Source organism: Paraburkholderia franconis, assembly GCF_009362735.1.
Lineage (GTDB): Bacteria > Pseudomonadota > Gammaproteobacteria > Burkholderiales > Burkholderiaceae > Paraburkholderia > Paraburkholderia franconis.
Genome location: NZ_WHNP01000028.1, coordinates 105,662 through 116,454 on the forward strand (window position 1 = coordinate 105,662; position 10,793 = coordinate 116,454).

Consider the following 10,793-nt stretch of genomic DNA (forward strand, 5'->3'; position numbering starts at 1 on the left):
TAGACGCCGCCATTAATCCGTCATATAGAACAGATTCGGCATTGCAGTGGAACGTGTGCGTCATCGGCGGATGAAGCACACGGCCCGTGAATGCCCGTCATTACGTATGCGTCGCCATGTTCCGTGCCTGTGCATGTGCAACGATATTCGCGCCACGCGCTGGTGCGCCGTTCGCCACGTAGTAGGGCGCGGTCGAGCGCGCGAGCGGCTTGCGTCCGCGAATGCGATCGGCGATTTTTTCCGCGAGCATGATGGTCGGCGCGTTCAGGTTGCCCGTCGTGATGCGCGGCATGATCGATGCGTCGACGACGCGCAGGCCTTCGAGACCATGCACGCGACCCTCGCTATCGACGACGGCCATGTCGTCGTAGCCCATCGCGCACGAACACGACGGATGGTACGCAGTCTCTGCGCGTGCGCGCACGAACGCGTCGATCTGCGCATCGGTTTGCAGTTCCGCGCCGGGGCTCAGTTCGCGGCCGCGAAAACGGTCGAGCGCCGGTTGCGCGATGATCTCGCGCGTGATGCGGATCGCGTCGCGGAACTCGCGCCAGTCGAGCGCTTCGGCCATGTAGTTGAAGAGAATCGACGGATGCTTGCGTGGATCGCGTGAGCGCAGCTTCACGCGGCCGCGGCTAGGCGAGCGCATCGAGCCGACGTGCGCCTGGAAGCCGTGCATCCTGATCGCATTCGTGCCGTTGTAGTTGATCGCGACGGGCAGGAAGTGATACTGGATATTCGGCCACGGGTCGTCATCGCGCGTGCGAATGAAGCCGCCCGCTTCGAAATGATTGCTCGCGCCAATGCCCGTGCCCTTCAGCATCCATTCGATGCCGATCGCGGGCTGATTGCGCAGCAGCAGCGCGGGATAGAGCGACACGGCCTCCTTGCACTCGTACTGCATGTACATCTCGAGATGATCCTGCAAGTTCTGGCCCACGCCGGGCAGATCCAGGACGACGGGAATGTCGAATTCGCGCAGGCACGCGCCGGGGCCGACGCCCGAGCGTTGCAGGATCTGCGGCGATGCAATCGCGCCGCTGCAGAGCAGCACTTCACGGCGCGCATGCACGGTGATCTGCGCCTGACCATCCAGATACACGACGCCTTGCGCGCGCTTGCCGCTGAACAGAATGCGATCGGTGGTCGCGTGCGTGACGATCGTGAGATTCGCGCGCTGCTTCGCCTGATCCAGGTAGCCGCGCGCGGTGCTTGCGCGGCGGCCGTTCGCCGTCACGGTGCGGTCCATCGGGCCGAAGCCTTCCTGCCGATAGCCGTTGAGATCGTCGGTGCGCGGATAGCCGGCCTGCACGCCCGCTTCGACCATCGCTTCGAAGAGGGGATTCACGCCGGACTTGCTGGTCGTCACATGCACAGGGCCGTCGCCGCCGTGGTAGTCGTTCGCGCCGATATCGCGCGTCTCCGCCTTGCGGAAATACGGCAGGCAATCCAGATAGGTCCAGTTTTCAAGGCCTTTTCGTTCGGCCCAGCCGTCATAGTCGAGCGCATTGCCGCGGATATAGCACATGCCGTTGATCAGCGACGAGCCGCCCAGCCCCTTGCCGCGTCCGCATTCCATGCGGCGATTGTTCATGAACGGCTCGGGGTCCGTTTCATACGCCCAGTTGTAGCGGCGTCCCTGCAATGGATACGCGAGCGCGGCGGGCATTTGCGTGCGAAAGTCGAAGCGATAGTCGGGGCCGCCCGCTTCGAGCAGCAGCACGGTCACGTCGCGGTCTTCCGTCAGACGCGTCGCGAGCACGTTGCCCGCCGATCCCGCGCCGATGATGATGTAGTCGTACTCTTTCGCTGCCATGCTGCGCTCCCTCAAAACACGGGCTGATATGGGCCCAGTTCGACCTGGATGGACTTGATGCGCGTGTAGTGCTCGAGTGTCGTGATGCCGTTCTCGCGGCCCACGCCCGATTGCTTGTAGCCGCCCACGGGCATTTCGGCGGGCGACTCGCCCCATGTGTTGATCCAGCAGATGCCTGCTTCGAGCCGATGAATCACGCGATGCGCGCGCGACAGGTTCTCGGTGACGACGCCCGCCGCAAGACCGTAGATCGTGTCGTTCGCGCGCGCGATCACGTCGTCCTCGTCGGCGAAACTCAGAATGCTCATCACAGGGCCGAAGATTTCTTCTCGCACGATCTTCATGCCGTCGTGGCAGTTCGAGAACACGGTCGGCTGCACGTACTGGCCGCGCGCGTAGTCGCCGTCCGTGATGCGCGCGCCGCCCAGAACGAGCCGCGCGCCTTCCTGCTTGCCGCTCTCGATGTAGCCGAGCACCTTGTCCAGTTGCGCGGCGCTCGCGAGCGGCCCGAAATTCGTCGACGGGTCCGACGGCTTGCCGATGCGAATGCGCTTCACGCGCTCGATCACTCGCTCTTCGAATGCCTGTTGCACCGATCGATGCACGAATACGCGCGTGCCGTTCGTGCACACCTGTCCCGCGCTGAAGAAGTTGGCCGTCACGGCGATATCGGCGGCGCGGTCGAGGTCGGCATCGTCGAAGACGATCAGCGGCGACTTGCCGCCGAGTTCCATCGTTACTTCCTTCAGCGACGAAGCGCCTGCCATCGACATCACTTTCTTGCCCGTCTCGACGCCGCCCGTGAACGAGATCTTTGCGATGCCCGGATGCGCGGCCAGCATTGCGCCGACGCGTCCGTCGCCCTGCACGACGTTGAATACGCCGGCCGGCACGCCCGCTTCCAGATAGATTTCCGCGAGCTTCGACGCGGAGAGCGGCGTGACCTCGCTCGGCTTGAAGATCATTGCGTTTCCGGCCGCGAGCGCCGGCGCGGACTTCCAGCACGCGATCTGGATCGGATAGTTCCATGCGCCGATGCCCGCGGTGACGCCGAGCGGTTCGCGCCGCGTATAGACGAACGATTCGGCGCGCAGCGGAATCTGCTGGCCTTCGATGGCTGTGGCGAGGCCCGCGTAGTACTCGATTACGTCAGCGCCCGTGACAATATCGACGGCGCGTGTTTCGGCGATCGGCTTGCCCGTGTCGCGCATTTCGAGTTCGGCGAGTTCGTCGTTGCGCTCGCGCAGCAGTTCCACCGCGCGGCGCAGGATGCGCGAGCGCTGCATCGCCGTCATCGCGGCCCACGCGCGCTGGCCTTCGCGCGCGGTTTGCACGGCGCGCTCGATGTCGGCCTCGCTTGCTTGCTGGACGGTTGCGAGTGTTTCGCCCGTGGCGGGATCGAATGTGTCGAAGGTGACGCCGCTCGTGGCGTCGACATATTCGCCGCCGATATAGAGACGTTGCAGGCCATAGACGGGCATCTGGGTTTCTCCTTGAAATGCGGGTGTTCGTGGCGCAGCGCTGTGAGCTTTATGAGCCGTTGCGCGCGAGCAGCAGGTCGATGTAGTCGTTGGCGAGACGCAGCGCGGCTTTCGTGTCGAACGGATCGCCCGACAACGCTCCGCGCAGCCACAGCCCGTCGATCATCGCCGCGAGGCCGCTGGCAGCGCGTCGCGCGGACGCGCGCGGCAGCTCCTTCGCGAACTCCGCGCACAGGTTCGAATAGAGGCGGCGCGTGTTGACGCGCTGCAAGCGGCGCAGCGCGGGCTCGTGCATGCTCTCGGTCCAGAACGCGAGCCACGTCTTCATCACGGGGCCGCTCACCTGCGATACGTCGAAATTTGCCGCGACGATCGCGCGCAAACGCGCACGCGGCTGTGGCTTCGCGGCGATGCGGCGGCGCGTCGTAGCGGCCCACAGATCGCGCAGAATGTGGCGCATCGTGGCTTCGAGCAGGCCGTCCTTGTCGCCGAAATAGTGGCTCACGATACCTGTCGAAATGTTTGCGCGCTGCGCGACGGATGCGAGCGTCGTACCCGACAGACCGGCCTGGTCGATCGTGAGCAGCGTGGCGTCGATCAACTGCGCGCGACGCACTTCGCGCATTCCGACTTTGGGCATGGTGTCTCGCGATGCTTGCCGAAAGTCGTCACTCTAGTCTTTTTTTATTGAACGTTCAATCAACAAAAACGGGGCAATCTGGCTTTGTCGGTTTGAGGAAAACGCGTGTCGCGTTTTGAACATTGGTGGACGGGGCAAAGGGACTAACCTCGAATCAGCGCCATTTGCGCATTCAGACCAACGTGGAGACGAGACGATGAGCAACAATCGCGGTGTCGTATATCTGGGCCAGGGCAAGGTGGAAGTACGGCCGATCGATTACCCGAAGATGGTCGATCCGCGCGGACGCGCGATCGGTCACGGCGTGATCCTCAAGGTGGTATCGACGAATATTTGCGGCTCCGATCAGCACATGGTGCGCGGCCGTACGACAGCCGAAATAGGCCTTGTTTTAGGGCACGAAATCACGGGCGAAGTAATCGAAGTGGGCCGCGATGTCGAAACGCTGAAGATCGGCGATCTCGTTTCCGTGCCGTTCAACGTCGCGTGTGGCCGCTGTCAGACCTGCAAGGAACAGCATACGGGCGTGTGCCTGAACGTGAACCCGTCGCGTGCCGGCGGCGCGTATGGCTACGTCGATATGGGCGGCTGGATCGGCGGGCAGGCCGAATACGTGATGGTGCCGTATGCGGACTTCAATCTGCTGAAGTTTCCCGATCGCGATCGCGCGATGGAAAAGATCCGCGACCTCACGTGTCTCTCGGACATTCTGCCGACGGGCTATCACGGCGCCGTGATGGCGGGCGTGAAGCCAGGCTCGACGGTGTACGTCGCGGGCGCGGGCCCTGTCGGCATGGCGGCGGCTGCATCGGCGCGCATCCTGGGGGCGGCGTGCACGATCGTCGGCGACATGAACGAAGAGCGGCTCGCTCATGCGCGCGCCGTCGGCTTCGAAACGGTCAATCTGTCGAAGGACGCGACGCTCGGCGAGCAGATCGCGCAGATTCTCGGCAAGCCCGAAGTGGATTGCGCCGTGGATTGCGTGGGCTTCGAGGCGCACGGCCACGGCACCAGCGGCTCGCGCGAAGAGGCGCCCGCAACGGTCCTCAACTCGCTGATGGATATCACGAAGCCGGCGGGCGCGATCGGCATTCCGGGTCTGTACGTCACGGACGATCCGGGCGCCGTCGATACCGCCGCTCGCAAGGGCAGCCTGAGCATCCGCTTTGGCCTCGGCTGGGCGAAGTCGCATTCGTTCCACACGGGACAGACGCCCGTGATGAAGTACAACCGCAACCTGATGCAGGCGATTCTGTGGGACCGTCTCCCCATCGCGGACATCGTCAACGTGACGGTGGTGTCGCTGGACGAGGCGCCCGAGGGTTATCGCAAGTTCGATGGCGGCGCGCCGCGCAAGTTCGTCATCGATCCGCATGGTTTGCTGAAGGCCGCTTAGTGCAGGCGCGTTCGCCTGCAACGAGCGGGTAGCAGATCGAAGTCTCCTCTGTCCCGTTTTGGACGATGCTGCGTTTTCCTTTTACAGGGAACGCAGCTTTTTTTTGCTTTGCGCGCGCGGACTCCAATTGAATTCACTTGAAGTCAAAAATCATGTCGAATGGAAAACGTCGCGCCTCTCTCGTGTGAGTGATTGAGGTTCAAAAGCGGATTGGCTCTGAAGCTCCATTCGTCGCTGTCGGTCGATGAACCTGAAGAGCCGTTTTGAGGATCGGGAGTGAGTCCATAGTCAGGCGAACCCGGTGTCTGGCCCGTCTGAAGGCCATCGAGCCTGGACAGGCGCTGTCCAAAGCGGAAGCGCTCGAAATCCGGCGCGATGCTGTACTGGTTATAGAGCCCGTAAGCCGCAGTTCCCATATGCAATGGGCTTGCGACGACGTATCGATGCAGACGCCGTTGCGGCGCATAAGCCGTCGACGGAATCTGCGGATACGAATAAAAAAGAATCGATGTGGATTCTCTTTCGGGCAATAAACGGGCGTGATCAGTGGCGACGGCTTTGGCGAATAACGCGCCGCTGACCAGGAGAAGCAACGCGCCCGCAATCCAGTTGCGGGGATTGCGGCGCGTCGCGGAGAGAACCCAATAAACAACGGAAATGATCACACCGCGGATCATCCTGGCTCGGCAGAAGCTTTGCCTGTCAAAACATTGATACTACATTTTAGTTCTTTCGATGCCTTTTCGGTTCTCCGGTTCTTTTCGGCTAGCCGCACGCGCCGATTTCACCGCACGCCGTGCAGAAGTCGCAACCGTCCTTGCGGATCACCGCGTTTGCCCCGCAATTGCCGCACTTGCGTCCGTGCATCGTGTGCAGTGCCTGAACGCCGCGCTCTTCCGCTGATCCTTCTTCAATGGACGAGAGCGTGTTGTCGGCGCTCGACGCATTCGGATTCGACTGACCGCTCGGCAAGCGTGCGAGCAGACGCGACGGCACCTGATTGCCCTCCACATCGAGAAAGCCGCGCCGGTGCAGGATCTGCTGTAGTGCATACGCAAGCGCCGCGACTTCCGAATCGTGCCAGCGCGGCGAGCGATGACCGTCGAGCCGTTGCACTTCGCCGAGCCGCACCTGGCCGCGATCCCATGAAACCTTGCGCAAGTCCTGCAGATTGCGCGCGACAAAGCCCCCGCGGGCCGCGAGCGAAAGTGAACGCATCGTCGCCGTGATCCATTGCTGCGACTCGTCGCGTTGGCCGGCGGGAATGAAGAACTCGATGGGCCGTTCGATCGTCACTTCCTCGCCGCCCACGCGCCCCGTCACCTCGATGAACGACACGGCCAGATACAGCGACTTCTTGCCGGCTGCCGTCAGGTACTCAACCTTCTCGATGATCGCGGGCAGCTCGCCCTTGGGCCGATGATCGATGGCGATGCGCAGCGGGTCCAGATCGATTTCGGCGAGCGCGTCGGAGGGCGTGGCCGCGGGCTCCGGCGTCACGCTCAGCACCGCGCCCAGCGTCTCGTTCGGGCGATACGTCGCGAGGCCCTTGAGTCCGCTTTTCCATGCGTCGAAATAGAGGGTTTCGAATGCATCGAACGGATAATCGGCGGGCACGTTGACCGTCTTCGAAATCGACGTGTCGATGAACGGCTGCACGGCGGCCATCATGTCCAGGTGGTCGCGCGCCGACATTTCCAGCGCACTGACGAAATACTCGGGCAGACTGCCGACGTCGCCGCCCAGCTCGCGATAGAGACGGTACGCGTGATCTTCGACTGCGAACTGCTCGCGGCTGCCGTCCGCCATCACCTTCATGCGCGTGTACGTCCACGAGAACGCGGGCTCGATGCCGTTCGACGCGTTGTCCGCGAACGCGAGACTGACGGTGCCCGTCGGCGCGATGGAGAGCAGGTGGCTGTTGCGAATGCCGTGCTTGCGGATCGAATCCTTGACGTCGTCGGGCAGGCGCGATGCGAAGGTGCCTTCTTCCAGATAGTGCTTCGCGTTGAAGAGCGGAAACGCGCCGCGCTCGCGCGCGAGTTCGACGGATGCGCGATACGCTTCGTCGCGCATCAGGCGCGCGATGCGCACCGCGAAGTCGCGCCCTTCCTGCGAGTTGTAGCGCAAGCCCATCATCACGAGCGTGTCGCCCAGGCCCGTAAAGCCCACACCGATACGCCGCTTCGCACGCGACTCGTCGTATTGCTGCGTCAGCGGCCACAGCGTCACGTCGAGCACGTCGTCGAGAAAGCGCACGTGGGTGCGCGTGCGCTCTGCAAGCGCGTCCCAGTCGAACGACGGCTTGCCGCCATGCCGCTGCGCGAACGGATCGATCACGAAGCGCGTGAGATTGAGCGGCCCGAGATTGCAGCAGCCATAAGGCGGCAGCGGCTGCTCGCCGCAAGGATTGGTCGCGCGGATCGTTTCGACGGCGCGCAGATTGTTGTCCTCGTTCATCCGCGAGATGAAGACGATGCCGGGCTCCGCGATGTCGTAGGTCGACCGCATGATGCGGTCGAAGATTTCTTTCGCGCGCCGTTCGCTGTAGACCCACATGCCGTCTTCGCGCTGATGCACATCGTTGGCCGCGCGCATCGCGGGCGACGGTTCGGCGCGATGCACGAGCTGCCACATCTCGTCGTTTTCGACGGCGCGCATGAACTCGTCGCTGACGGCGACGGACACGTTGAAGTTGTTCCAGCGGCCCTTCGAATGCTTCGCTTCGATGAATTCGAGCAGATCGGGATGCGTGCAGTCGAGCACGGCCATTTGCGCGCCGCGCCGCGAGCCCGCGCTTTCGACGGTGCGGCACGACGCATCGAACACGTCGATATAGCTGCACGGACCGGACGCCGACGAGCTGGTCGTCTTCACGCGCGCGCCGTGCGGCCGGATCGCCGAAAAGTTGTAGCCGACGCCGCCGCCGCGCCGCATCGTTTCGGCTGCCTGCAGCAACGCGACGTAGATGCCCGGCAGACCCTGATCGTCGGCGCCCTGAATGCTGTCGCCCACAGGCTGCACGAAGCAGTTGATCAGCGTCGCCGCGATGCCCGTGCCCGCCGCGCTCATGATGCGGCCCGCGCCGAGTGCGCCGTTCTTCAGGTTCTCCGCAAAGCGGGCCTCGATGACGGGACGCAACGCCTCAGGCTCGGCCATCGCGACGCCGCGCGCGACGCGCTCGTACACGTCGTCGGCCATGCGTTCGTCGCCCTTTGCGTATTTTTCGAGCAGCACGTCGAGCGAGAATTGCTGCGGCGCGATGGAGGTGGAATCGAGCGGAGTGAGTTCGTTGTCGGTGTCAGCCATGAGCAGCCTCGAAGGGCGGCGCTCCAGCGATACGCGCGAACTGCGCGACGCCGCGCCGCGTTGAGCCTCACCATAGCGCAGCGAACGGGATGCTGCAAACGGCACGAGGCGCGAGCAGGTGCTATGCCTGCCCGAGAGCAAAGACCCGCTGGATTGATTGCGGCGAAAGCACGCGCTCAGGCGTGCGCGGGAAGGGTCGCGAGGCCGTCCATCACCGGATGCGCGAGCGGTGCAACCTGCTTGCGGCGCTCGCGCGTGGGCGCGGTGCCGAACGCGTCGCGATAGCTCTTGCTGAAATGGCATGCGGACTGGAAGCCACATGCCATCGTGATGTGCATGATCGACATGTCGGTCTGCAGCAGCAGTTCGCGCGCGCGGCGCAGACGCAAGGTCAGATAGTAGTGCGTCGGCGTCATGCCGAGATGCTCGCGGAAGAGCCGTTGCAATTGCCGTTGCGACATGTTCGCGAGCCGCGCGAGTTCTTCGCGCGACAGCGGCTCTTCGATGTTGTTCTCCATCAGCGCGATGACTTCGAACAGCGACTTGTTCGCCGAGCCGAGCCGCGCGACGAGCGGCATGCGTTGTTGAGCGCTGTTGTCGCGCACGTGCTCGACGATGAACTGCTCGGCGATCTGCGTGACGCGCGGGGTGCCGACACGCGCGGCGATCAGGTTCAGCATCATGTCGAGCGGCGCGACGCCGCCCGTGCACGTGACGCGGTCGCGATCGATCACGAACAGTTCTTTGAGGAAGCGCGTGTCGGGGAACTCTTCCTTGAGCGCCGACATGTTCTCCCAGTGAATCGCGCACGCATAGCCCGCGAGCAGGCCCGACTTCGCGAGCGCATACGTGCCCGTGCACAGGCTGCCCAGCGCGATGCCTGCGCGCGCGAAGCGGCGCAGCGTCGACAGATGTTCGGGTGTGGTTTCGCGCTGCACGTCGATGCCGCCGCAGACGAACACGATGTCGGGCGTGCCGACGCATTCGGCGGGGCCTGTATCGACTGAAAGACCGTTGCTTGCCGTGACCGGGCCGCCGTTCGGGCTGATGATCGACCACCGGTAGAGCGACTGTCCGCTCAGATAGTTGGCCATGCGCAACACTTCGATCGCATTCGTGAAGGCGATCATCGTGAAGTTCGGCAGCGGCATGAACGCGAAGTGCGATAACGACGCGGTTCTATCAGGCGACATGATTCGGGCGTTCCTTCAGCTCGATGTTTTATTGCAGCCGGGTGGGGAATTCGGCCTTCTTATTCTGAGAGCGAGGGCAACAAGCATGCCATACGGCTAAACCCTGGCTACGACCCAGGTTTTGGCAATGCTTTGCCCAAGCCGCACTGCCGCTGTGCATTCTCCGCACTGCGGGCGGGCTTCTCGCGCTCGCTAGCGGTGCCATTCGTGTTCTTTGGCGCCGATAAAACGCTGCATTGCACCATTCAACCGGCGCCTTTAAAGAACATCAGCGCAACGTCAGCGCCGCTTTAACTCCACTTCAATCCGACGAATTGGCTGGACCAATTAGCACGGTCGATCACTTGTCCAAAACGGACCTGTATGGCGGAAAAGGTAAAGAACGCGTCTGAAATCATAAATTGACGAATCGGGCGAAAGACAAGAATAGAGCCGTCGGTGGAGGTGGTGCAAAGCCAGTCCAGTCAAGGGATAGCGCGGAATTGGACAGCCGGCCTCGCACAACTCTTTTCGCTTTCAGCTATCAACGGACTTCTAACGGACGCCATGTCGAACGCCAACCCTTTCTTCTCGCAGCCCTTGGCCCATCGCGATGCGTCGGTCCAGAACACCATCCTGAAAGAACTCGAACGCCAGCAATCACAGGTCGAGCTGATCGCGTCGGAAAACATTGTGTCGCGCGCGGTGCTCGAAGCGCAAGGCTCGGTGTTGACGAACAAGTACGCGGAAGGTTATCCGGGCAAGCGCTACTACGGCGGTTGCGAGTTCGTCGATGAAGTGGAAGCACTCGCGATCGACAGGATCAAGACGCTCTTCAACGCAGGCTTTGCCAACGTGCAGCCGCATTCGGGCGCACAGGCGAACGGCTCCGTGATGCTCGCGCTCGCGAAGCCCGGCGATACGATCCTCGGCATGTCGCTCGATGCGGGCGGCCACCTCACGCACGGCGCGAAGCCCG

Annotated in this window: 7 protein-coding genes and 1 pseudogene; 2 read left to right on the top strand and 6 right to left on the bottom strand. The window is 63.0% G+C overall.

The window, feature by feature from the left end; all coding sequences use genetic code 11:
* Positions 1-100: 100 nt before the first annotated feature.
* Genes betA through betI form a run of 3 tightly spaced genes read right to left on the bottom strand, consistent with a single transcriptional unit; the run spans position 101 to position 3,937 of the window.
* Positions 101-1,816 carry a choline dehydrogenase gene (gene betA / locus GCT13_RS26710; RefSeq protein ID WP_152763263.1) on the bottom strand — a complete coding sequence of 572 codons (1,716 nt, stop codon included), beginning with the start codon at positions 1,814-1,816 and terminating at the stop codon, positions 101-103.
* Between the two features lie 11 nt (positions 1,817-1,827).
* A complete protein-coding gene (betB, locus tag GCT13_RS26715; protein WP_152763265.1) occupies positions 1,828-3,297 on the bottom strand; it encodes a betaine-aldehyde dehydrogenase in 1,470 nt (489 codons plus the stop codon).
* 49 nt (positions 3,298-3,346) lie between these two features.
* A complete protein-coding gene (gene betI / locus GCT13_RS26720) occupies positions 3,347-3,937 on the bottom strand; it encodes a transcriptional regulator BetI (protein ID WP_152763267.1) in 591 nt (196 codons plus the stop codon).
* 196 nt (positions 3,938-4,133) lie between these two features.
* Between betI and fdhA the strand changes: the two genes are divergently transcribed.
* Entirely contained in the window at positions 4,134-5,333 is a 1,200-nt protein-coding gene (gene fdhA, locus GCT13_RS26725) for a formaldehyde dehydrogenase, glutathione-independent (RefSeq protein WP_152763269.1), read from the top strand.
* Between the two features lie 143 nt (positions 5,334-5,476).
* Here fdhA and GCT13_RS26730 read toward each other — a convergent pair whose 3' ends face one another.
* The 3 genes from GCT13_RS26730 to GCT13_RS26740 all read right to left on the bottom strand — a co-directional run bounded on the left by GCT13_RS26730 (position 5,477) and on the right by GCT13_RS26740 (position 9,835).
* Complete coding sequence (locus tag GCT13_RS26730) at positions 5,477-6,010, bottom strand: hypothetical protein (RefSeq protein WP_152763271.1); 534 nt, start codon at positions 6,008-6,010, stop codon at positions 5,477-5,479.
* Positions 6,011-6,098: 88 nt separating this feature from the next.
* Complete coding sequence (locus GCT13_RS26735; protein ID WP_152763273.1) at positions 6,099-8,642, bottom strand: adenosylcobalamin-dependent ribonucleoside-diphosphate reductase; 2,544 nt, start codon at positions 8,640-8,642, stop codon at positions 6,099-6,101.
* A gap of 176 nt (positions 8,643-8,818) precedes the next feature.
* Positions 8,819-9,835 carry a GlxA family transcriptional regulator gene (locus tag GCT13_RS26740; protein ID WP_152763275.1) on the bottom strand — a complete coding sequence of 339 codons (1,017 nt, stop codon included), beginning with the start codon at positions 9,833-9,835 and terminating at the stop codon, positions 8,819-8,821.
* Positions 9,836-10,381: 546 nt separating this feature from the next.
* On the opposite strand from GCT13_RS26740, the pseudogene glyA reads away from it, so the two are divergent.
* A pseudogene (gene glyA / locus GCT13_RS26745) lies at positions 10,382-10,793 on the top strand (serine hydroxymethyltransferase); the annotation flags it as partial.

Coding starts and splice junctions, on each gene's coding strand:
- GCT13_RS26740 (WP_152763275.1), bottom strand. CDS start 9,835: ATGTCGCCTGATAGAACCGCGTCGTTATCGCACTTCGCGTTCATGCCG.
- fdhA (WP_152763269.1), top strand. CDS start 4,134: ATGAGCAACAATCGCGGTGTCGTATATCTGGGCCAGGGCAAGGTGGAA.
- GCT13_RS26730 (WP_152763271.1), bottom strand. CDS start 6,010: ATGATCCGCGGTGTGATCATTTCCGTTGTTTATTGGGTTCTCTCCGCG.
- betI (WP_152763267.1), bottom strand. CDS start 3,937: ATGCCCAAAGTCGGAATGCGCGAAGTGCGTCGCGCGCAGTTGATCGAC.
- GCT13_RS26735 (WP_152763273.1), bottom strand. CDS start 8,642: ATGGCTGACACCGACAACGAACTCACTCCGCTCGATTCCACCTCCATC.
- betA (WP_152763263.1), bottom strand. CDS start 1,816: ATGGCAGCGAAAGAGTACGACTACATCATCATCGGCGCGGGATCGGCG.
- betB (WP_152763265.1), bottom strand. CDS start 3,297: ATGCCCGTCTATGGCCTGCAACGTCTCTATATCGGCGGCGAATATGTC.